The organism is Rhizobium phaseoli, assembly GCF_001664385.1.
Lineage (GTDB): Bacteria > Pseudomonadota > Alphaproteobacteria > Rhizobiales > Rhizobiaceae > Rhizobium > Rhizobium phaseoli.
Map to the genome: position 1 here is coordinate 3,210,732 of NZ_CP013532.1, position 21,210 is coordinate 3,231,941.

Here is a 21,210-nt window from a genome sequence, read left to right on the forward strand (position 1 = left end):
AATCCGAGCGGCTCTGCACTTCCATCAAAAGCCACAACCGCTCTAAGCCGGAATGCGGATCGTCGCCCTCAAGCCTCCGAGCGGGCTGTCGCCGAGCGTGACGTTGCCGCCATGGCTGCGGGCAATGTCACGGGCGATCGCAAGACCGAGCCCAGTGCCTGACGCATCGAGGTTGCGCGCAGCATCCAGCCGGAAGAACGGCTTGAACACGTCCTCGCGATTCTTCTCCGGAATGCCCGGCCCGTCATCGTCGAAGATAACAGTCAGCCATTTGGCGTTGTGTTTGGCCTCGATGTCGAGCCTATTGGCATAACGGCGCGCGTTCGAGGCGAGGTTAGTGACGAGACGCATGAAGGCGTTCGGCCTGACCGATATCTCGTCGTCGCCTTCGATCGAATAAGTGAATGTCTTGCCGTGCAGGGCGAAATCGGCTTCCAGTTTGGCGAAGACCTCGCTGAGCTTCAGTTCGCCGACATCCTCTTCGACCTCACCCCGTGCAAAGGCCATATAAGCCTCCAGCATCGTCTGCATATCATTGACGTCATCGTTCAGGCCATGCAGATCGGGGTTGTCGCCGGCGAGCGCCAGTTGCAGTTTGAAGCGGGTCAGGATGGTGCGCAGATCGTGGCTGACGCCGGAGAGCATCGCCGTGCGCTGCTCGATCTGCCGCTCAATGCGCTCGCGCATCAGAATGAAGGCAAGGCCGGCGCGGCGGACCTCGTCGGCACCGCGCGGATAGAAATTGTCGGGCTTCTGCCCCTTGCCGAAGCTTTCGGCCGCCCGCGCCAGCATCAGGATCGGGCGTATCTGTCCCCGCAGGAAGAGGATCGAGATGCCGATCAGCACCAGCGACGTTCCGACCATCCAGACGATGAAGATATGGGTATTCGAGGCATAGGTCTGACTGCGCTTGGCCAGCACCCTGAGGATCTTGTTTTCCAGCTTGATGCGGATCTCGACCAGATTCGAGTTGCCGACCGTATCGATCCAGAAGGGCCGGTGAATCTCGTTAGTGATCTCGTCGGTGAGGATACCGTCAAGGATCGAGAAGAACGGCTTGACCCGCGGCGGCGGCAGGTCGCCGTCGGGCTCGATCGAGATCTGCAGGTTGAGCTGGTCACGCGCAATCCGAATGATCTCGCCATAGTCCGAATTCTGCGGATAGGTCTCGACAATCTCGATGATCGCGGCGATGTCGCGGGTGACGGCAAGCGACAGCCGCTCGGTCACCATCTGCCAGTGGCGCTCCATGAAGACGGCGGCGACGACGGACTGCAGGAGCACCATCGGAATGATGATGATCAGCAGCGAGCGGGCGTAAAGTCCGGTCGGCAATCGGCGCCGCAGCCAGCGGACGATCCAGCGCCAGCCCGCAGCAGGAGCGCGGTCTTCCCGCCGCAAGCTGTCCATTGTCGCCATCAGCGTCGGTCCTGGCCTTTCAGAGCATCATGCCGGAAATTGTGAACGCTATCGGCATCATGCTCCCTTCCTCAAATCTAGTCGATGCTCAGCCTGTATCCGATGCCGCGCACCGTCTGGAGCCAGACGGGGTTGGCCGGATCCTCCTCGATCTTGCGCCTCAGCCGGTTGATCTGCACGTCGATCGTCCGCTCGCCGACCTCGGTGTCGTTGCCGATCAGTTCGTGGCGGGGGATCGTGTCACCGGCGCGCCGCGCAAAGAGCAGCATGATTTCTTGCTCGCGGTCGGTGAGCCGGATCACTTCGCTCGCCTTCTTCAGCTCCTTGCGGGTCAGGGAGAATGTGTAGGGCCCGAACATGACCTGTTCGATCTTCAGCCCCTCACCGCCGGCGTTGCGGCGCAGGATGTTGTTGATGCGCAGCACCAGCTCGCGCGGATCGAAGGGCTTGGAGAGATAGTCGTCAGCGCCGGCCTCGAGGCCCTCGATGCGGTTGCCCGATTCCGCCAGCGCCGTCAGCATGATGATCGGTACGTTCTTGATGGCGCGAAGCCCGCGGGTGACGTCGATGCCGGATTCGCCGGGCATCATTACATCCATGATGATGAGATCGAAATCGAGACCCGCAAGCTTGCGTTGCGCTTCGGCGCCGTCGGCCGCGACAGTGACGCGAAAACCGTTCTCCGCAAGATAACGATTGAGCAGCGCGCGGATGCGGGAGTCATCGTCGACCACCAGCAGATGTGCCGCATCGTCGGAAATACCTGTTTTGACCGCCATTCAATCCGCCTTCTTTCTGTCCCGCATGCCCCCGAGGAAGGCCTTCACGCCCTCCCGCACCTGCGCAGAGGCTCCTTCGAATGCCCGCTCAATGCGGCGCGATTGCGGCTCTGCAAGCGCAAGCGCCAGCTCGCGCCCCGATTTCGTTGGATAAAGCTTTCGCTGCCGCCGGTCCTCAGGTCCGGCCACCTGGCGAATATAGCCTGAATCGATCAGCTGTTTCAGCACCCTTGCAAGACTCTGCTTGGTGATCTTCAGCGTGTCGAGAAGATCGGCCACCGTCATGCCGGGATTACGGTTGACGAAATGCACGACACGATGATGCGCCCGGCCGAAACCGCTCTTTTCGAGGATCGCATCGGGATCGGAAACGAAGTCGCGATAAGCAAAGAAGAACAACTCGATAATCTCGAAATCGATTGTGTCGGTATCTTCCATCGGCGTGGCCAGCGGCTCCGGCTTGCCCGCTTTCGGACCGGTCTGTCGTGACACTCGGCTTTCCTTTCTCTTCCCCGCGCTGCGGCACGTTTTTGCGGTGTTAGGTCAGACTTAAATTTGCGTCGTGACGGCTTTTGCGGGGGCCGAGCCCCGCGCGGATTTTTGTTGCCTGGCATTTCCTTGGAACCAAGGCCCATCGGCGTTCCGGCACACCGCGCAATTTCCCCTGCTTCTGTGGATAAAACGTAATGGGGACAACAATCAACAGGCATGGCGCTTGAAGCGCCGGGGGAGTTCAAGGATGGCTTCAGTTCTTTTCGGCCGTGAAACAACGGCGAGTTCACCGCCCGCTGATGAACAACTCATCGAGGAAGTCCATCCGGCGGCAGCTTCCGCCGGATAAAGACCCTCATGCAATCGGTGCAATGCTATGCGGCAGCACCGTTTTCACGCCTGAGAAGATGCGCGGCGCTGCAAGGCATGCCCGTCTGACCCTTTACCTGTGTGCCCGCGCCATGACCAGGCCGGCAAGCGTCGAGAGAATGCCGCCGCCGATCAGGCCGCCGATGCCGTCGGCGATCAGACCGGTCGTAGCGGCGTCCCCGCCGACCATGCCGAGCAGCATGCCGCCGCCGACACCGCCGATCGCACCTGCGATCGTCCGGGCGACGACGTTGATTGCATGCTGCTTCAGGGCGGCGCTTGCAGCGTTGCCGCCGATGGCACCGGCAATCAATTGGACGACGAACGGAAGTAGCGCTTCCATGATTTCCTCCTCTGGCGGTCTCCCCGACCGCCCCTAAATGCCGAACCTTCGGCATATTAGCATTTTATCATATTCGAGAGGACGGCGTGAAGAAAAATCAACCGATGCGGGATTAAGGCGAACAGGCAGCTAACCGCCGGGCTCGTGAGGCATTCTCAAACGAAAGGCGGCCGATGGCCGCCTCACTCCAGCTTTGATCGATCATATCATTGATAGACATAGACGATCCGGCGCGTGCCGGGATCGACCAGCACGGGACGATCATTGATCCTGGTATAGCGGTATTCATAGTCGGGGATGGTCTGGAAGGTGACGTCATCCGGCACCTCTGCCCCAACGACGACATCGCCGCCGAGCCGCACCGTCTCGGTCGGATTGGTTTCGATATAGGTGCGCACTGTTTCCGGCGGAGTGATGGTCTCGACAGCCCCGACCGGGCCGATCAGTTCGTCGCCTGGCGCCGGCTGCGGCTGAGCCGGGACGACGCTGGCAGTCGATTCGTAGGTGACGACGGGAACGCCGATTTCGGCGCGATGCTCCTCAACGATCACCTGGTTGCCGCCATAATCCATCTGCAGATAATCGGCATAGACCCAGCCGCGCATGCCGTTGACGTCGACGCGGCACCAGCGGCTGCCTTCGATGCAGCCATCGAGCACTGCGGTTGAGCCGCGGGTGGCAAGGCCGACTGCCGGATATTGCGGACCCGGACCTGCGCGAACGTTGAGGTCGTTGACCGTGGTCGCCACCATCTCCGCCTGTGCCAGACCGCCGGTCGCCAGGAGCACGGCTCCGGCCAGTAAGATGTTTCTCTTCGAGGTCATGTGGGCGTCTCCTTGGTTTCGATGGCCGGACAACGCGCGACGTTCCACGATGTTCCCCCGCCTTGCCGCCGACAAATCGGCGGCTTCAGAGAGCCACGCGCAAGCATCTGAAAAATCGGGAGAAAACTTGATTCTATCGCTGTATGGAGTTAACGGGAGGCCCTATAAATTTGTGTTGCAGTCGGTCTTTTTGCCGTGAAACAGGGCGTGGCAGCAGCAGATTCCGGCTGTTCTTGCCAGCGTTTCGAACTATACCTGGGCACCCGAGACACCAAGCGAGGCACTTATGGGCATGCTCCAGGCCGGCATCATTCCGGTGACACCTTTTCAACAGAACTGCACGGTCTTCTTCGATCCCGAGACCCAGGAAGGCGTCGTCGTCGATCCGGGTGGCGACGTGCCGCTCATTCTCCAGGCGATCGAGAAAAGCGGCCTGACCATCAAGGAAATCTGGTTGACGCATGGCCACCTCGACCATGCCGGCGGCGCCAAAGAGTTAAAGGAGGCCCTCGGCGTCGACATTGTCGGACCGCACCAGGACGACCTGCCGCTGTTGCAGCGCATCGAAGCCCAGGCGGCGAATTACGGCATATCAGGATTGCGCAACGTCCTGCCCGACTGCTGGCTGAAGGATGGCGACAGGGTCTCCTTCGGCGCCCACGAATTCGAGGTCTATCATGCGCCCGGCCATGCGCCCGGCCACGTCATCTATTTCAACCGCGCGCAGAATTTCGCCCATCTCGGCGACGTGCTCTTCAACGGCTCGATCGGTCGTACGGATCTGCCGGGCGGCAATCATCAGCAACTGTTGGATTCGATCCGCGACAAGGTGCTGCCGCTCGGCGACGAGGTCGGCTTCATCTGCGGCCACGGCCCTGGCAGCCGCATCGGCGATGAGCGGCGCAGCAATCCATTTTTGCAGGAAATCAGAACCGCTGGAGCATCCGGGTCGGGCGCATCAGGCGAAACGCGATAGAAATGTAAGCAGCGCTCACATCATCTTGCGGCCGTTCGGCACCGGCTGTTCCACCGCGGCGAGCACGATCGCGCCTTTCTCATCCGCGAACCCCAGCGTCAACACTTCCGAGCGAAACGGTCCGATCTGGCGTGGCGGGAAGTTGACAACGCCGAGCACCTGCCGGCCGATCAGGCTTTCCGGCGTATAATGCACGGTGATTTGCGCCGAAGATTTTTTCATGCCGATGTCAGGGCCGAAATCGATCACCAGCTTGAACGCTGGCTTGCGCGCTTCCGGAAAGGGACTGGCCTCGATGATCGTGCCGACGCGGATGTCGACACGATCGAAATCGGCGTAGGAGATCTCTTCGGCCATGAGGTCTCTTTCAGCCGGCCAGTTCCTCGGCCCGCTTCCGCGCTGCCGCGAGGGCCGTATCGAACAAGGGCTGCATGCCGTTCTCGGCCATCAGCACCGCGAGTGCTGCCGCCGTCGTGCCACCAGGAGAAGTCACGTTCTGCCGCAGCCGCGAGGCATCGTCGGGGGACTGGTGCAAAAGTTCACCAGCCCCCGCGACAGTTTCCCGCGCAAGACGCATGGCGAGGTCCGCCTGCAGGCCGAGCTTCCGGCCCGCCTCCGCCATACATTCGACGAGATAGAAAACATAGGCCGGCCCACTGCCGGAAAGCGCCGTCACGGCGTCGATATCGGCTTCCGCTGGCACCCATTCGACCGGGCCGGAGACGCGCAGAAGGGAATGGACGCGCTCGCGCTGCTGATCGCTGACCGCTGAATTGGCATAGGCTCCGGTGACGCCGCGACCGACCATGGCCGGCGTGTTCGGCATGGCCCGCACCATGGCGGCTTTCCCGAGATGTTTTTCGAGAAAACCGAGCGTCTTGCCGGCGGCGACCGACACGACGACCGTCTCCGGCCCGACAGCGCTTTTCACCGCCGGCAACACCGCCTCCATCACCTGCGGCTTCACCGCAAGGAACAATACGCCTGCCTTCAACGCAGCCGGAACAGCCGCAAGATGGGTCGCTCCCGCCTCGCCGATCGTCGCCAGCATCGCCGGCGATGGGCCGGGATCGACGACGATGACGGCCGAGCCCGGGACGCCACTCTTCAGCCAGCCGGAGAGCATGGCGCCGCCCATATTGCCGGCGCCGATCAGAACCACGGGATGTTTCGAGGAGAAAGCCTTGGCTGGCATCTTATGCCTCGCCGACCGTTTCGAACAGCACGGCTTCCATTGCCTTGGCCGCGTCCATGCCGGACCAGACGACGAACTGGAAAGCCTGAAAATAGGCCTCGCAGGTGTCGAGCGCGCTGGAAAGCAGCACCTCCACCTGGCGGTTGGTGGGCTCAGCGCCGCCGGCAAGCAGCAGCGACTGCCTGAAGATGACGACGTCTTCCTGGCGCCAGAGGTCGAAATGCCCCATCAACACCTGCCCGTTGATCGCAGAGAGCAGCTTGACCACCTCGTTGACCCGGATGTCGGGAACCTTGATATCGAATGCGCAGCCAAGGTGCAGCGCCTCGAATTCCTCCATCCAGGAGAAGGAGACATGATAGTCCGCCCAGCGCCCTTCGACCGTCATCGCGATCTCGTCCTCGCCGGACCGTTCGAACGACCAGTCATTGTTGGAGGCCACGTACTCGATCATATCGACCGGGTTCGACTGACGCTCGACTTCCAATTCCATCAGGTTCATGCAGCACCTTCTTGACCGGAATGAATGCGACTTAACTTCGTGTACGAACACAAGAAAGACACACTCAAATACCGGAAACTACCACCGGATGATCGTTGAACCGCTGCCAGACTTAACGCAGATAACCTGCCCGGAGCTTACCAAGTCGCTTCGAATCATCATTTAAAATCAGTGTATAATGACCCTTGCCACCTGCCAGCCCCCTGGGAGGAAAATACGGACGGGCCGTTGTGGAAAGCTCTTCGAAACTCAATTCAGAAGGGAGAATAAGCGACTCTGCGAATTGGCTTTTTTGGCAGTGTCCACAGGTGGAAAACTCAGCTGGAATTTTTTGTGACAGACGCGGCGTGTGGCATGAAGGCAACGCCGCGTCTGCACCATACCGGGATATCAGCGATCCTCGCCGGCAAGCTTTGCTTCCAACGCCGCGATGCGGGCGGCAAGCGCCTCGTTTTCGTCGCGTGCCTTGATCGCCATCTCGCGCACGGCTTCGAATTCCTCGCGCTTGACGACGTCCATGCTGTTCAGCCAACGCTCGGCCTGGGCGTTGAAAGCCGTCTCGATCTCCTTGCGGACTCCCTGGGCAGCACCTGCCGCGTCGGTCATCAGCTTGGCGAACTCATCCATGATGCGGTTCGTTCCGGTCGTCATGGCGTTTTTCTCCCTTCGCATGCGGTGAATTCGGCCCTTCAGGGCCTCGAAGATTGAGGTAGGGCTTCGCCATCGGCGATGCAAGCGCTTTGCACCGGATAGTCCTCGGCGGCCGCGTTGCGCAAGCGAGATCACGAACAATGGACTTGACCGTCCGGGATCGCAGCGGCATGTTCCGCCGACTTCAACGGATGGGAAAACCTTGCCGATAGCCGCCGATCTCCTTGCCATCATGCCTTTCCCGGACATCGATCCGATCGCCTTTTCGATCGGTCCGCTGGCGATTCACTGGTACGGTCTCGCCTATGTTGCCGGTATCCTGCTCGGCTGGGCCTATGCGCGCCGCCTCGCCGCCAACGACAGTCTCTGGCCCGGCAACGCATCGCCGATATCAAGAGTGCAGCTCGACGATTTTATCGTCTGGGCAGCCCTCGGCGTCGTCCTCGGCGGTCGCCTCGGCTATATTTTCTTCTATGATCTGACAGCCGTCTTGCACGATCCCGTGCGTGCGGTTCAGATCTGGAACGGCGGCATGTCGTTCCATGGCGGCCTGACCGGCACGACGATCGCCATGGTCCTCTTTGCCCGCCGCCATGCCATTCCGGTCTGGAGCCTGTTCGACATCGTCGCCACGGTCGTTCCCTTCGGCTTGTTCTTTGGCCGCATCGCCAATTTCATCAATGGCGAGCTCTGGGGCCGGTTGACCGACGTGCCCTGGGCCGTGGTCTTCCCGACCGGTGGTCCTTTCGCCCGCCACCCGAGCCAGCTCTACGAAGCCGGCCTCGAAGGTATCGTTCTGCTTCTGGTGATGGCCGCCCTCGTCTACGGCATGCGTGCGCTGAAAACTCCGGGCTTCATCACCGGCGTCTTCGTCTGCGGCTATGCGCTGTCGCGCATCTTCGTCGAATTCTTCCGCGAGCCGGACGCCCAGCTCGGCTACCTCCTCGGCACCACCTGGCTGACCATGGGCATGGTTCTCTCCTCGCCGATGATCCTGCTCGGCCTCTGGGCGATGCTGCGCGCCCGTCGCCAGGCTGCGCTCCAGCTCTGAACGGCGGATAATCACATGAACACCGCTCTCGGCGAAAAGATCAAGGCGATCATCCAGGCCAATGGCCCGATCAGCGTCACCGATTATTTCTCGCTTTGCCTCGCCGATCCCGAACATGGCTATTACCGCACCCGCGAGCCCTTCGGCCGTTCCGGCGATTTTGTCACCGCCCCGGAGATCAGCCAGATCTTCGGCGAAATGATCGGCGTCTTCATCGTCCATGCCTGGCAGCGCCACGGCACGCCGGCGGATGTGCGCCTCGTCGAGATCGGGCCTGGCCGCGGCACGATGATATCAGACATGCTGCGTGTCATCTCGCGCATTGCCCCGCCGCTTTTCGACACCATGACGGTGCATCTTGTCGAAACCAGCGAGCGCCTGCGCGACGTCCAGAACCAGACGCTCGAAGCCTATGGCGAAAAAATCGCTTGGCACGACGGCTTCGACGAAGTCCCGCCCGGCTTTACCCTGATCGCCGCCAATGAATTGTTCGATGCGATCCCGATCCGCCAGTTTGTCCGCACGCAGACAGGTTTCCGCGAGCGCACGGTCGGGCTCGACGCCGACGGCGAGCTGACCTTTGCCGCCGGTGTCGCCGGCCTCGATCCCGCGCTGCTTCCCGAACCGGTGCAAAACCTGCCGCTCGGCACACTTTTCGAGATCTCCCCTGCCCGCCAGGCGGTGATGATGGCGATCTGCGAGCGGCTGCGCGCCTTCGGCGGCACGGCGCTCGTCATCGACTACGGCCATCTCGTCACCGGTTTCGGCGATACGCTGCAGGCGGTGCGCATGCATGAATTCGACCCGCCGCTTGCCCATCCCGGCGAAGCCGATCTGACGAGCCATGTGGATTTCCAGCAGCTTGCCGAAACGGCGCTCACGGCCGGGTTACATCTGAACGGCGCCCTGCACCAGGGCGACTTTCTGACCGGCCTCGGCATTCTCGAGCGCGCCGCCGCTCTCGGACGCGACCGCGAGCCGCAGACCCAGCAGGTCATCCAGACGGCGGTCGACAGGCTTGCCGGCGCCGGTGAAGGCCGGATGGGCGAACTCTTCAAGGTCATGGCCGTCTCGCACCCGGCTGTCGATCTCATGCCCTTTCGTCCGGTGGATTGACAGGGCGCACGCGGCTGAGCCAACATCCGCGCGAACAGCAACTTGAAGCGCGCCGCCGATGCGATGCGCTCGGGACAATAACAAACCTCTCGAAAAGCCCGGAATCACAGATGCAGGACGCGGCCTCTCCCGCACCGATCGAAAGCACGCTGCTGAACAAAGCAGCCGGCACCGCCATCCGCCACGGTTATTTCACCCGGGCCGGCGGTGTTTCCGAAGGGATCTATCGTGGTCTCAATGTCGGCCTCGGCTCCAGCGACGAGCGGGGCAAGGTAATGGAGAACCGCCGCCGCGTCGCGGCCTGGTTCGATCTGCCGGTCGAGCGGCTGGCAACCGTCCATCAGGTCCATTCTCCCGATGTCGTGACGGTCGGCGCCGATTATGATGGGGGCCGTCCCGATGCCGATGCGCTGGTGACGGCGGTCCCCGGCATAGCGCTTGGCGTGCTGGCCGCCGATTGCGGCCCCATCCTCTTTGCCGATCCCGAAAATCGCGTCATCGGCGCCGCCCATGCCGGCTGGAAGGGTGCGCTGACCGGCGTACTCGAAAACACCGTCGCAGCCATGGAAGCCCTGGGGGCTGACCGCGGCGGCATCGTGGCCTGCCTCGGCCCCTCGATCAGCCAGGAGAGCTACGAAGTCGGACCGGAATTCGTCGATCGCTTCGTCGCCGAAAATCCCGATTACGAGCGCTTCTTCATGCCTTCCGCAACGCCGGGCCACGCCATGTTCGATCTGCCGGCACTGACCATCGACAGGCTGACCCGGGCCGGCGTGCGGGCCGAAAGCCTCGGCCTCTGCACCTATCCGGACAGCGAACGCTTCTTTTCCTATCGCCGGACGACACATCGCAAGGAGCCGGACTACGGCCGCCAGATTTCAGCGATATCAATCAGGGAGACTTGAGCAGCATGGCACTGCACTTCGAAAAGGCCGAGTTTGCAAGCCGACTTGCGCGCCTCACCGAGAAGATGAAGGAAGAAAAGCTCGACGCCCTGCTGCTCTTCGCCCAGGAAAGCATGTACTGGCTGACCGGCTACGACACCTTCGGCTACTGCTTCTTCCAGACGTTGATCGTCAAGAGCGACGGCACGATGGCGCTGATCACCCGCTCGGCCGATCTTCGCCAGGCTAAACACACATCGATCCTTGAGGATGTGCATATCTGGGTCGACAGGGTCAATGCCGATCCGACGCTCGACCTGAAGAACCTGCTGGTCGAGATGGATCTGCTCGGTGCCCGCATCGGCGTCGAGTACGATACGCACGGCATGACGGGCCGCGTCGCCCGCCTGCTCGACGCGCAGTTGACCACTTTCGGCCAGATCGTCGATGCCTCCTATCTCGTCAGCCGTCTTCGCCTGATCAAGAGCCCGACCGAGGTCGCCTATGTCGAACGGGCTGCAGACCTCGCCGACGACGCGCTCGACGCCGCGATCCGGCTGACGAAACCGGGGGCTGACGAAGCCGACATCCTCGCCGCCATGCAGGGAGCGATTTTTTCCGGCGGCGGCGACTATCCCGCCAATGAGTTCATCATCGGCTCCGCCGCCGACGCGCTGCTCTGCCGCTACAAGGCCGGCCGCCGCAAGCTGGACGCCAATGATCAGCTGACGCTCGAATGGGCCGGCACCTACGCCCATTATCATGCCGCCATGATGCGCACGATCGTTATCGGCGAGCCGATGCAACGCCATCGCGAACTCTACAATGCCTGCCGCGAGACCATCGAAGCGATCGAGACGGTGCTGAAGCCCGGCCACACCTTCGGCGACGTCTTCGACATGCATGCCCGCATCATGGACGAGCGCGGCCTCGCCCGCCACCGGCTGAACGCCTGCGGTTATTCGCTCGGCGCCCGCTTCTCGCCCTCCTGGATGGAACATCAGATGTTCCATGTCGGCAATCCACAGGCGATCGAGCCGAACATGTCGCTCTTCGTGCATATGATCATTGCCGATTCCGATACCGGGACGGCGATGACGCTCGGACAGACCTATCTGACGACGGCGGATGCGCCACGCGCACTGTCGCGTCATCCGCTCGATTTTATCGGCCTTTGAAGCCCGGGATTGACCGGTGAGAATCCGGAATTGACAGACGACCATCCCCGCCCGCATAAATTCGGGCGGGCTGATGCGATTGTGGGAAGGACGGATCACTGGATGACGCGAGCTGCGACTGTGCCCACGCTCCTGTTCACCATGGCCCTGCTCACCGCCTGCAATACCACCGACGCACTGACGCCGCTGGTCGGCATCGGCGAATCCTCCGGAGGCCCGTCGTCAAGCCCGGTGACCCAGCGTGAGGCCGAAGGTTTGGCGGGCACGCGTCAACCGGTTTTCGCCGCAACCTCGCAGCCGAATGGCTATCATCCAGCTTTCAATCAATCGCAGGCCGCCTATCGGCCCGGCAGTGGCGCCCCACCGACAACGATGCAGGAACAGGCAGACGCCCTGTCGAGGAACAGCACCTCGCCCGCCGCCTCCGCCCCGATCGAAGGACAGACACTGCCGCCGGCTGTGACCAATGCCGCGCCTCAGGCACCGTCCGACCAGACGCTCGACGCGCAGCCGCAGCAGACCGCCGCCCTCACCCCCGGCGCCTCTTCCGCCTCCGGCAATACCGTGCGCTTCCTGCCGATCATCGGCGCGCCGGTGCAGGCCGTAACGCCGCTCTCGCGCCAGCTCGGCGCCGAGGCGCGGGCGCACGGCCTTTCCATCAAGAGCTCGAACGATACGAGCAGCGACTACATTCTCAAAGGCTATCTCTCCGCCTTCAGCGACGAGGGCAAGGTCACCGTGGTCTATGTCTGGGACATTCTCGACGGCGGCGGCGCCCGCCTGCACCGCATTCAGGGGCAGGAAAGTGTGCAGACGGCGGCGGCCGACCCCTGGGCGGGCGTTCCGGCTTCGGTGATGCAGCAGATCGCCTCGAAAACCATCGCGGAATTCACCTCTTGGCGGCAGGCGCGGGGCGGTTAGTCACAAACTTTTTGCAAATATCAAAGCCTGTGGCGCCTTTGCCCTTGCATTCACGGGGAAGCTGACTAAAAAGCGCGGCTATCAGCGCATAACAGGCGGACCAACATGAAGGTTTTCGCAGGCAATTCGAACCGGCAACTCGCCGAAGCGATCTGCAACTATCTCAACGTTCCCTTGGGGAAAGCCAGTGTCCGAAGGTTTGCCGACCAGGAAATCTTCGTGGAAATCCAGGAAAACGTCCGCGGCGAGGATGTTTTCCTCGTACAGCCCACGTCCTATCCTGCCAACGACCATTTGATGGAACTGCTGATCATGATCGACGCCATGCGTCGTTCATCAGCCCGCCGCATCACGGCCGTCCTCCCCTATTTCGGCTATGCCCGCCAGGACCGCCGCGCCTCCGGCCGCACACCCATCTCGGCCAAGCTCGTCTCGAACCTGATCACGGAAGCCGGCGCCGACCGCGTCATGACGCTCGATCTCCACGCCGGCCAGATCCAAGGTTTCTTCGATATTCCAACAGACAATCTTTACGCGCTGCCGGTCCTGACGCGCGACATCAAGAGCCAATATGACCTCAGCAACGTCATGGTCGTCTCGCCTGACGTCGGCGGCGTCGTTCGCGCCCGTGCGCTTGCCAAGCGGCTGGACTGTCTTCTGTCGATCGTCGACAAGCGTCGCGACCGGCCGGGTGAATCCGAAGTCATGAACATCATTGGCGACGTCACCGGCAAGGACTGTCTGCTGATCGACGACATCGTCGATTCCGGCGGCACGCTCTGCAATGCGGCCGATGCGCTGCTCGCCCAGGGCGCTTCCAGCGTCACGGCTTATATCACCCACGGCGTGCTGTCCGGCGGCGCCGTTACCCGCGTCACCTCGTCCAAACTGCGCGAACTTGTCATTACCGACTCGATCCAGCCGACGACGGCGGTGCAGTCCGCCCACAATATCCGCGTCGTGACGACCGCTCCGCTGATCGGCGAAGCCATCAGCCGGACGAGCCAGGAAGAATCCGTCTCCAGCCTGTTCGATTAAACAGAGCCGGCATTCGACCGGCTCTTTCAATTTCGGCATCAGGACCAGGCTATTACCACGCGTGCTCACCGAGCAGCGTGAATTGCTGGAAACGAAAGCCCAGAACAATCGTCGTTCCGATCGTCCGGCGAAGCTTGTCACGTAAGGCGCAACTCCGTTCCTTGCTCGCGTCATTCCCGGCCTTGTGCCGAGGATCTGCTGCCCTATCGACCGACGACAGATTCTCGGGACAAACCCGAAGCATGACGAAACAGGGGGTTGTTGGCTTTGTCAGCGGTCTGAGGCCGACTTTGTGCCGGATTTTTTGTGGTCAACACGCTGAAGCCGGCGCAAGGCCGGCCTCATTTATTTCTATCGCGATCGATAGCCCTCAAGGCTGCTGCGTCGGCGCAGGCACCGCGTCCTGGCCCTGATCCGGTTCCTGCTCCTGGTCCGGCTCTAACTCCTCATCCTGATCAGGACCATCCGGTCCCTTGATCTGCTGACCATTGACCGCCACGGAGCCGTCGCGGCTGACGCTAATGTCCCAGCGCGAGCGTCCGTCCGCATCTGTCTTGGCGAAACCCTTCGCCATCATGAGGCCGAAGGAGACTTGGTTGAGATCGGGATCAGTCTTGGCAAGTTCCTGAACTGCCGAGATGGTCTTGTCGAGATCGCGGGCGAGGATGGTCGCCTCCATCGAATAGTCCTTCTCGGTGTCGACTCGACCTTCGATCCTGCCTGTCATATCGACATCATAGACCCCAGACTTGGCACTGATCCTGGGAAACTCGACGGCAAGACGACCGTCCCGGAAGAGCTTCTTCCCCATCTCCTCGCCGCTCGCCTTCGGCGCTTTGTCCTTGAAATCCATCGCCATCAACGCATCGCCAAAGCTGGCGAAGTCCAGATTCGGCACGGCAAGCTGCAGATCGAAGCTAGTTGGCATGAAAGTCGAGTAGTTTGCCGGCATCAGCGGGGTGTCGAGCCTGATCTCCTGCGCGTTCATGCCGAAGCCAAAGCGCATGGCATCGCTCGGCCCTTCGATGGCGACGGTGTAGCCGAATGCCTTGGCGCCGCCCTTGCCCAACTCGTTTGTGACGGACAGATCGTTGACCCCGATTGTCTCGCTGAACAACGTCAGGAGCGGAAAAGCGTCCTTTACTATTGCCTTGATCCTATCGGTATTCTCCGCGCTTAATTCCTTATCTTCGAGGTGGTCGAGCAAGAAGAAGACCATTTCGCGAATCTGCTTTGCCGGCAGGCCGTTCACCTTGGCGTCGACATTGATCGAGCCGGCGCGAAGATCGATGGGTGGCATTTGCACGCTCGAAACCTGCTCGACGAAACCAGTCATCGAGGCGCTGCCGACAAAGTCTATACGTCCGTTGCCGCCGGCAGTGTCCGTCGAACTCAGCTTCTGGTCCATGCTGGCGATGGTGGCATGAACCTCGTCGGTTTCGGACTTGCTGGCGACCTTAACGTCTTTGACTGCGAAGGTGCCTGAGCGCAGGTAGCTGATTGCGGGGTCGAAAACACCGCTATGCACAATCGAAGCGATGGAATAGGTGAAATTAGTGGTTTTCTGATCCGGGTCTTTGAAGTGGCCGGAGACGTTGAAACTGTCGTTGCCTTCGATGTTCCAAAGCCCGTTATCGAGCGGCGTGGCGAATGTCGAGAACGGAGTCAGGCCGTTGATGGTGAAGGTCGTCGGATCGACTTTCGTAAGTAGCTTCGCCAGATCGTACATGATCTGATAGCGCCCGCCCGCAGGATTGACGGTGATAAAGTCGGTTTTCGCCAGATCGTCGGGAAGCAGTTTCGTCAAAGCGTCCCGAACCGCATTGGCGCCGTCCTGATTGATCTCCACGGCCTCGGCCGTGGTAAAAAGGCAAAGGGCAAGCAAGCTCGTTGCCGTAACAAGTTTGAGACGCATGGTCGGGTTTCTCCTCAGCCGCTTTTTTGAATGCGGCATCCAAAGATGCGAAGCACACTAATGTCAAGCCAAGTGGTAGCAGCCATTGACGATTTGCCATCTGGACGGGACGGGGTTTTGAGGTGATTTCAACGAGGCTCGTCTTTTCAAGCCGAAGCTCGGCGCCCTGGGAATGGCGGCGGAGCTCCATTGAGGACATGACCGTTGACAGCTGCAGAGCCGTCAGCCTCGCTGGAATCCGCAACTTGCGTTTCCGAGCGACTTATAATATAGGCCAGCGGTCCGCGTAGACACCCTTGGAGGCAACGCGGATGAGGCTGGGGCAACCCGCCTCCGGTTCGACGGAACAAGGCGTTTGCCCGCCGCCGGACTCTCCAAATAACCTCGAAAGGAATAGCCATGAGCCAGGAAACTTACGAGCTCAAGGCCGAGGCGCGCGAACGGGTTGGTAAGGGGTCCGCCCGTGAACTTCGCCGCAACGGTTTGATTCCCGCTGTCATCTATGGTGACAAGCAGGCCCCCATTGCCATCGCTCTCAACACCAATGAGGTGACGAAGCGCATCCACGCCGGCGGTTTCATGACCACCGTAGCGACCATCGAAGTCGACGGCAAGAAGTACAAGGTTCTGCCGAAGGACTACCAGCTCGATCCGGTCCGCGATTTCACGATGCATGTCGATTTCCTGCGCGTCTCGGGCAACACCCAGGTGAGCGTCGAAATCCCGGTTCACTTCATCAACGAAGCGAAGTCCCCGGGCCTCAAGGTCGGCGGCGTTCTGAACATCGTCCGCCATGAAGTCGAAGTGCATTGCCCGGCAGACGCGATCCCGGAATTCTTCGACATTGACCTCAGCGGCAAGAAGATTGGCGACAGCATCCATATTTCGGAAGTCACCCTTCCGAAGGGCGTGACCCCGGTCATCGACCGCGACTTCACCATCGCGACGATCGTCGCTCCGGCTGCCGGCGTCGAGAGCGCCGTCGAAGCTGAAGGCGACGCCGAAGCCTGATCGCTTTGGCCAATTTGCAAGGCTATGGCCCGCCTTCCGTGAACCGGGGAGGCGGGCTTTTCGTTGCCCGCAAGGCCTCCGTTTCAGCAACATTTAACGTATTCGTGAAAGCATGCCCCGTCAGCTGCGATGAAGCCGGCCCGAACGCGCGACAGCAAATATGGCCGGCCTGGGGGAGTAGACGGAACCATGAACAATTCCGTTGAGAACAGGTTTTTTGGAATTGTTTGCGGAGCGCTGCTTGTTTTTGTCGCTCCTCTCTTTGTTCTTTTTCTTTTTCTTTCCTCAGAGCGAGCCGACAAGGAAATACGCGATCATATCTCGGTTCTTCTTGTCGCCAACGCCCAGGCGCTGGCAAAGCCCCTCTGGGACCTGGATGAAGAAAGCGTCACCCAGATCAGCGCGACGGTCGTTTCCCAGGGCGCCATCGTCAAGGTCGAAGTGCGCGACCAGTCAGGCCAGCTCGACGTCAGCCAGTCCACCATTCCGCGCTCCTTCGACGGCAAGCTCGTGCAGGTGTCGCGCGCCATCATTTACAACACCATCGATGGCCCGAAGAATCTCGGCAGTATCAGTGTCTACTATCCCGCCCTCGGCCTGTTTTCCGGCCTGAAGCAGGAAGAGGTCGTTTTCATTTCGATCTTCATCTTCGCGGTTCTGACCGTTTTCGGCACTGCGCTGATCGGCAACCGCTTCTTCGTCATCCAGCCGCTGATGCGGCTGACGGCAGCGATCGAGGCCACCCGCCAGCTCGGCTCCCGCCATCACGTCGACTGGCAGTCGAACGACGAGATGGGACGGCTTGCCCACAGCTTCAACGAGATGCAGACCAAGCTCGAAAGCGAGGAGAAGGAGCTGAAGTTCGCCCATCGCCGCGCCACCGATATCTACAACCTCACTCCCGCCATGCTCTTCTCGCTCGACGAGGAAGACCGCATCACCGCCGTCAGCGACTATTGGCTGCTTGCTACCGGTTATAATCGCGCCGCCGTCATCGGCCGCAACTTCGCCGATCTCGTCACCGCAAATACCCGCGACAAGTTCGTCAAGCGCCGCCGGGCCGAAAGCGGCATGGCGGTCACCGTCAAGTTCGTCTGCCTGGATGGCCGCACCATGGACGTCCTCATCATGGAATCGGAAGCCGGCGCCGACGCTCACGATCGCCTTTCGCTATCGGTCATGACCGATGTGACCGAGCTTAAGGCTTCCGAGGACCGCAACCATCGCCAGGCAATCACCGACCACCTGACCGGGCTGCTCAACCGCCAGGGTTTTGAAGCCGTGCTCGACAGCAAGATCGCCGCGGCAGACGCCTCCGGCCAGGAGCTCGCCTGCCTCTTCGTCGATCTCGACCGCTTCAAGTGGATCAACGACAATATGGGCCACGCCGCCGGCGACAAGGCGCTGATTGAACTTGTCGAGCGCCTGAAGACCCATCTTGCTCCCTCCGACGAGGCGGCCCGTCTCGGCGGCGACGAATTCGCCATCCTGCTGCCGGCGAAGGACGCCGAAAGGCGCGCCAAGGCGATGTGCGAGCAGATCGCCTCGATCTTCGAAACCCCATTTGCCCCGGACATGCATCTGAGCGCTTCGATCGGCATCTCCATCTATCCGCATCATGCCACGACCGCAGCCGAACTGCTTCAGAAATCCGACATGGCGATGTATGCCAAGAAACGCGACGGCAAGAATGGCGCGCAACTCTTCGACAACGTCATGCTCGATCGCGCCCGCAGCCGCGCCGAAATCGAGGCCAATATCGAAGCCGGCCTCATCGACAACTGGTTCGAGGCCTTCCTGCAGCCGATCGTCAACTTGAACGGCCGCAGCATTGCCGGCTTTGAAGCGCTGATGCGTCTCAACCATCCGCAGAAGGGCCTGATGCCACCGGCCGAGATCATCAGCGTCGCTGAAGAGACAGGAAAAATCGTCCGCGTCGGCAACGTCGTCATGGATAAAGCGATCGCCAATCTTGCAAAGATTTCCCGCATCTCCGGCATGCAGGATACCTACCTCGCCATCAATTTCTCGCCGCTGCAGTTCGAGCCGGCGCTGCCGGCCCGGCTTGCTGCCATTGTCGGCCGGCACGGCATCCGCCCCGAACGCATCGTCGTCGAGATCACCGAAGCCGTGCTGATGCACGACAACCCGCAGATCCGCATGATCGTCACGGAGCTTCGGCGCTTCGGCTGCCGCATTGCGCTCGACGATTTCGGTACCGGCTATTCGTCGCTGAGCTACCTCAACCGTTTCCCTGTCGACATCATCAAGATCGACCAGTCCTTCACCCGCGCGATCAACGACGGCGACGATGACGTCCGCCAGAAGAGCCGCATGCTGATCGAAGGCATAACGACCCTGTCCCACAAGATGAACTGCACCGTCATCGCCGAGGGCATCGAGACCGAAGAGGAATGCCGCACGCTCCACCAGATGGGGCTGGATTATGGTCAGGGCTACCTCTTCCATCGCCCGCAGCACGCAGCCAAGCTCATTGAGGAACTGATGACGCCCCAATCGGCCGTCGCACGCGCCTCGTAAACGAAGAACGAAGGAGATGATCCGATGAAAAAGCTCCTGCTTCTCGCATGCCTGGCGCTGCCCTGCACCGCCCATGCGCAGACGATCAATTTCACCACCGAGGACTATGCCCCCTTCAACTATCGCGAAGGCAAGGTCATCAAGGGCGCGACGGTCGAGCAGGTCGAAAAGATGATGGCCGCGCTCGGCGTCGACTATACAATCGAGGTCCTGCCCTGGGCGCGCGCTTTCGGCCTCGCCCGCACGGCGCCGATGACGTGCGTTTTCGCCACCGCCCACAACAGTGAGCGCGATCCGCTGTTCAAATGGATCGAGCCGCTGCTCGTCGACCGCAACATCCTGATCACCCGCAAGGGCTCGGGCGTCACCGCCGGCAATCTGGACGAGGCGAAGAAATATACGATCGGTACCCAGCGCGAGGATTATACCGAGACGATCCTGAAGGAGAAGGGCTTCCCCAAGCTCGACGTCGCCAGCGACTTCAACGCGACGCTGCGCAAGCTGCTCAGCGGGCGCATCGACATGATGCCGATCTCCGAACTCTATTTCGACAAGCTGAAGGCCGATCAGCCGGTGGAGATGGTGACCGTGCTCTCCGCCCAGCCGATGGGCATCGCCTGCGAAAAAAGCTTTCCGGACGATCTGCGCGCCAAGATGCAGGCCGCTCTCGACAAGCTGATCGCCGATGGCGACCAGAAAAAGATCTTCCTGAAATACGGCATGAACCTGTCGGACTGATACTACCCTTTCCGCTTGACATTGCGCCGTTTTCCGGGTGGTGAACAGCGGCAAGCTTAAGCGAGGAAGACAGGCCATGCTGATCATTGCGGGTCTCGGCAATCCCGGCGCCAAATACGCCGGCAACCGTCACAATATCGGCTTCATGGCCGTTGACGCCATCCATCGGCGTCAAAGCTTCTCGCCCTGGTCGAAGAAGTTCAAGGCCGAGATCGCCGAGGGTGAACTCGGCGGCGAGAAGGTGCTGCTGATCAAGCCGCAGACCTACATGAACCTCTCCGGTGAGGCCGTCGGCGAGGCGATGCGCTTTTACAAGCTCCAGCCCGCCGACCTTGTCGCTATCTATGACGAGCTCGACCTCTCCCCGGGCAAGGCGCGGCTGAAGACCGGCGGCGGCCATGGCGGCCACAACGGCATCAGGTCGCTGGACGCCCATTGTGGCAAGGAATACCGGCGCCTGCGCCTCGGGATCGGACATCCCGGCATCAAGGAGATGGTGCAGAACCATGTGCTCGGCGATTTCGCCAAGGCCGACAGCGACTGGCTGGAACCGCTGCTCGAGACGCTCGCCGACAATGCCGAGATGCTGGTGCGGAACGAGGATTCGCAGCTGATGAACAAGATCGCGCTGGCGCTCGGCGGCAAGGCCGAGGAGGAAAAACCGCGGAAGGAAGGCAAGGATGGCGAAAAGAAGCCGGCCGGTCAGTCGCATATCCGCCAAGCTCGCAGCAGCAATCAACCGAAACTCCCCGCCACCGGGCCGATGGCCGAGATGCTGAAGAAGATGTTCGGCAATAAGGGGGAATGAGGCCGATGCCGGACCAGGATTTCGCGGTCCGTCCCGCAGCTGCCGGCGATCTCTCGGGGCTGATGACCCTCTACCGGCATTTGAACCCCGCTGATCCGCCCCTCGACGACATCACCGCCGAGGAACGCTTCTCGGTTATCCTTGCCCAGCCCGGTATGACCGTCTTGATGGGCTTTGCCCGTGATATCGCTGTCGCCACCGTGACCATGATTGTCGTGCCGAACCTGACGCGGAACGGCGCCTCCTATGCGCTCCTCGAAAATGTCGTCACCCATGCCGACCACCGCCGACGCGGCTATGCCGGCGCCGTCATCAGCCATGCGGTGACCGAGGCCTGGAAGGCCGGCTGCTACAAGGTGATGCTGCTGACCGGTTCCAGGAATCCTGCGACGCTGCGCTTCTATGAGAATTGCGGCTTCCTGCAGGACAAGACGGGCTATCAGATCCGCCGCCCCTGAG

General features: G+C 61.2%; 22 protein-coding genes. 12 read left to right on the plus strand and 10 right to left on the minus strand.

Translation table 11 applies throughout. The features are described 5' to 3' along the window. Positions 1–42 precede the first annotated feature (42 nt). The 5 genes from AMC88_RS15515 to AMC88_RS15535 form a co-directional block, all read right to left on the minus strand. Positions 43–1,419: an ATP-binding protein gene (locus AMC88_RS15515; protein WP_012484640.1), complete on the minus strand. Its 1,377-nt coding sequence runs from the start codon at positions 1,417–1,419 to the stop codon at positions 43–45. 77 nt (positions 1,420–1,496) lie between these two features. Next, positions 1,497–2,198, minus strand: a complete 702-nt coding sequence (locus tag AMC88_RS15520) for a response regulator (RefSeq protein WP_004680166.1) — start codon at positions 2,196–2,198, stop codon at positions 1,497–1,499. Continuing rightward, positions 2,199–2,690, minus strand: a complete 492-nt coding sequence (locus AMC88_RS15525; RefSeq protein ID WP_016733699.1) for a MarR family winged helix-turn-helix transcriptional regulator — start codon at positions 2,688–2,690, stop codon at positions 2,199–2,201. It abuts the gene before it with no gap. A 442-nt stretch (positions 2,691–3,132) separates the two neighbouring features. Then, complete coding sequence (locus AMC88_RS15530) at positions 3,133–3,402, minus strand: hypothetical protein (protein WP_010024730.1); 270 nt, start codon at positions 3,400–3,402, stop codon at positions 3,133–3,135. A gap of 206 nt (positions 3,403–3,608) precedes the next feature. Beyond that, the gene (locus AMC88_RS15535) at positions 3,609–4,226 is read right to left on the minus strand and encodes a DUF1236 domain-containing protein (protein ID WP_012484642.1); all 618 of its coding nucleotides are present in this window, start codon (positions 4,224–4,226) and stop codon (positions 3,609–3,611) included. Between the two features lie 286 nt (positions 4,227–4,512). Here AMC88_RS15535 and AMC88_RS15540 point away from each other — a divergent pair, with 286 nt between their 5' ends. Then, entirely contained in the window at positions 4,513–5,202 is a 690-nt protein-coding gene (locus tag AMC88_RS15540) for an MBL fold metallo-hydrolase (protein WP_012484643.1), read from the plus strand. A gap of 15 nt (positions 5,203–5,217) precedes the next feature. On the opposite strand, the gene AMC88_RS15545 is transcribed toward AMC88_RS15540, so the two are convergent. The 4 genes from AMC88_RS15545 to AMC88_RS15560 all read right to left on the minus strand — a co-directional run bounded on the left by AMC88_RS15545 (position 5,218) and on the right by AMC88_RS15560 (position 7,550). Then, positions 5,218–5,559: a tRNA-binding protein gene (locus tag AMC88_RS15545; protein ID WP_004680158.1), complete on the minus strand. Its 342-nt coding sequence runs from the start codon at positions 5,557–5,559 to the stop codon at positions 5,218–5,220. Between the two features lie 10 nt (positions 5,560–5,569). Next, on the minus strand, positions 5,570–6,397 hold the full coding sequence (gene proC / locus AMC88_RS15550) for a pyrroline-5-carboxylate reductase (protein WP_012484644.1): 828 nt from the start codon (positions 6,395–6,397) through the stop codon (positions 5,570–5,572). 1 nt (position 6,398) lies between these two features. After that, on the minus strand, positions 6,399–6,899 hold the full coding sequence (locus AMC88_RS15555) for a type III secretion system chaperone family protein (protein WP_004680153.1): 501 nt from the start codon (positions 6,897–6,899) through the stop codon (positions 6,399–6,401). 390 nt (positions 6,900–7,289) lie between these two features. Further along, positions 7,290–7,550 (minus strand): accessory factor UbiK family protein, encoded by a 261-nt coding sequence (locus AMC88_RS15560; RefSeq protein ID WP_004680151.1) that lies wholly within the window; start codon positions 7,548–7,550, stop codon positions 7,290–7,292. Positions 7,551–7,752: 202 nt separating this feature from the next. Between AMC88_RS15560 and lgt the strand changes: the two genes are divergently transcribed. The 6 genes from lgt (at position 7,753) to AMC88_RS15590 (ending at position 13,738) form a co-directional block, all read left to right on the plus strand. After that, positions 7,753–8,601 (plus strand): prolipoprotein diacylglyceryl transferase, encoded by an 849-nt coding sequence (gene lgt, locus AMC88_RS15565; protein WP_041683718.1) that lies wholly within the window; start codon positions 7,753–7,755, stop codon positions 8,599–8,601. Positions 8,602–8,616: 15 nt separating this feature from the next. After that, entirely contained in the window at positions 8,617–9,717 is a 1,101-nt protein-coding gene (locus tag AMC88_RS15570; RefSeq protein WP_012484647.1) for a class I SAM-dependent methyltransferase, read from the plus strand. Positions 9,718–9,827: 110 nt separating this feature from the next. Further along, complete coding sequence (gene pgeF, locus AMC88_RS15575; RefSeq protein WP_012484648.1) at positions 9,828–10,622, plus strand: peptidoglycan editing factor PgeF; 795 nt, start codon at positions 9,828–9,830, stop codon at positions 10,620–10,622. Between the two features lie 5 nt (positions 10,623–10,627). Beyond that, a complete protein-coding gene (locus AMC88_RS15580; protein ID WP_012484649.1) occupies positions 10,628–11,779 on the plus strand; it encodes a M24 family metallopeptidase in 1,152 nt (383 codons plus the stop codon). A 102-nt stretch (positions 11,780–11,881) separates the two neighbouring features. Further along, positions 11,882–12,700, plus strand: a complete 819-nt coding sequence (locus tag AMC88_RS15585; protein ID WP_012484650.1) for a hypothetical protein — start codon at positions 11,882–11,884, stop codon at positions 12,698–12,700. 105 nt (positions 12,701–12,805) lie between these two features. After that, positions 12,806–13,738, plus strand: coding sequence for a ribose-phosphate pyrophosphokinase (locus AMC88_RS15590; protein ID WP_004680140.1), 933 nt, complete (start codon positions 12,806–12,808; stop codon positions 13,736–13,738). A gap of 370 nt (positions 13,739–14,108) precedes the next feature. Here AMC88_RS15590 and AMC88_RS15595 read toward each other — a convergent pair whose 3' ends face one another. After that, positions 14,109–15,653: a hypothetical protein gene (locus tag AMC88_RS15595; RefSeq protein ID WP_064825494.1), complete on the minus strand. Its 1,545-nt coding sequence runs from the start codon at positions 15,651–15,653 to the stop codon at positions 14,109–14,111. Positions 15,654–16,052: 399 nt separating this feature from the next. On the opposite strand from AMC88_RS15595, the gene AMC88_RS15600 reads away from it, so the two are divergent. From AMC88_RS15600 to AMC88_RS15620, 5 genes are all read left to right on the plus strand, one after another. Beyond that, a complete protein-coding gene (locus AMC88_RS15600; RefSeq protein WP_012484653.1) occupies positions 16,053–16,664 on the plus strand; it encodes a 50S ribosomal protein L25/general stress protein Ctc in 612 nt (203 codons plus the stop codon). A gap of 189 nt (positions 16,665–16,853) precedes the next feature. Beyond that, complete coding sequence (locus AMC88_RS15605; RefSeq protein ID WP_012484654.1) at positions 16,854–19,205, plus strand: EAL domain-containing protein; 2,352 nt, start codon at positions 16,854–16,856, stop codon at positions 19,203–19,205. Positions 19,206–19,229: 24 nt separating this feature from the next. Next, positions 19,230–19,943: a substrate-binding periplasmic protein gene (locus AMC88_RS15610; RefSeq protein WP_012484655.1), complete on the plus strand. Its 714-nt coding sequence runs from the start codon at positions 19,230–19,232 to the stop codon at positions 19,941–19,943. Positions 19,944–20,019: 76 nt separating this feature from the next. Then, positions 20,020–20,751 carry an aminoacyl-tRNA hydrolase gene (pth, locus tag AMC88_RS15615; RefSeq protein WP_012484656.1) on the plus strand — a complete coding sequence of 244 codons (732 nt, stop codon included), beginning with the start codon at positions 20,020–20,022 and terminating at the stop codon, positions 20,749–20,751. After that, positions 20,748–21,209, plus strand: a complete 462-nt coding sequence (locus AMC88_RS15620) for a GNAT family N-acetyltransferase (RefSeq protein WP_012484657.1) — start codon at positions 20,748–20,750, stop codon at positions 21,207–21,209. The genes pth and AMC88_RS15620 overlap by 4 nt, the downstream gene beginning before the upstream one ends. The last annotated feature ends 1 nt before the right edge of the window (position 21,210 follow it).

Coding starts and splice junctions, on each gene's coding strand:
- proC (WP_012484644.1), bottom strand. CDS start 6,397: ATGCCAGCCAAGGCTTTCTCCTCGAAACATCCCGTGGTTCTGATCGGC.
- AMC88_RS15560 (WP_004680151.1), bottom strand. CDS start 7,550: ATGACGACCGGAACGAACCGCATCATGGATGAGTTCGCCAAGCTGATG.
- AMC88_RS15515 (WP_012484640.1), bottom strand. CDS start 1,419: ATGGCGACAATGGACAGCTTGCGGCGGGAAGACCGCGCTCCTGCTGCG.
- AMC88_RS15570 (WP_012484647.1), top strand. CDS start 8,617: ATGAACACCGCTCTCGGCGAAAAGATCAAGGCGATCATCCAGGCCAAT.
- AMC88_RS15530 (WP_010024730.1), bottom strand. CDS start 3,402: ATGGAAGCGCTACTTCCGTTCGTCGTCCAATTGATTGCCGGTGCCATC.
- AMC88_RS15605 (WP_012484654.1), top strand. CDS start 16,854: ATGAACAATTCCGTTGAGAACAGGTTTTTTGGAATTGTTTGCGGAGCG.
- AMC88_RS15580 (WP_012484649.1), top strand. CDS start 10,628: ATGGCACTGCACTTCGAAAAGGCCGAGTTTGCAAGCCGACTTGCGCGC.
- pth (WP_012484656.1), top strand. CDS start 20,020: ATGCTGATCATTGCGGGTCTCGGCAATCCCGGCGCCAAATACGCCGGC.
- AMC88_RS15610 (WP_012484655.1), top strand. CDS start 19,230: ATGAAAAAGCTCCTGCTTCTCGCATGCCTGGCGCTGCCCTGCACCGCC.
- AMC88_RS15585 (WP_012484650.1), top strand. CDS start 11,882: ATGACGCGAGCTGCGACTGTGCCCACGCTCCTGTTCACCATGGCCCTG.
- AMC88_RS15600 (WP_012484653.1), top strand. CDS start 16,053: ATGAGCCAGGAAACTTACGAGCTCAAGGCCGAGGCGCGCGAACGGGTT.
- AMC88_RS15545 (WP_004680158.1), bottom strand. CDS start 5,559: ATGGCCGAAGAGATCTCCTACGCCGATTTCGATCGTGTCGACATCCGC.
- AMC88_RS15590 (WP_004680140.1), top strand. CDS start 12,806: ATGAAGGTTTTCGCAGGCAATTCGAACCGGCAACTCGCCGAAGCGATC.
- pgeF (WP_012484648.1), top strand. CDS start 9,828: ATGCAGGACGCGGCCTCTCCCGCACCGATCGAAAGCACGCTGCTGAAC.
- AMC88_RS15540 (WP_012484643.1), top strand. CDS start 4,513: ATGGGCATGCTCCAGGCCGGCATCATTCCGGTGACACCTTTTCAACAG.
- AMC88_RS15535 (WP_012484642.1), bottom strand. CDS start 4,226: ATGACCTCGAAGAGAAACATCTTACTGGCCGGAGCCGTGCTCCTGGCG.
- AMC88_RS15595 (WP_064825494.1), bottom strand. CDS start 15,653: ATGCGTCTCAAACTTGTTACGGCAACGAGCTTGCTTGCCCTTTGCCTT.
- AMC88_RS15555 (WP_004680153.1), bottom strand. CDS start 6,899: ATGAACCTGATGGAATTGGAAGTCGAGCGTCAGTCGAACCCGGTCGAT.
- AMC88_RS15520 (WP_004680166.1), bottom strand. CDS start 2,198: ATGGCGGTCAAAACAGGTATTTCCGACGATGCGGCACATCTGCTGGTG.
- AMC88_RS15620 (WP_012484657.1), top strand. CDS start 20,748: ATGAGGCCGATGCCGGACCAGGATTTCGCGGTCCGTCCCGCAGCTGCC.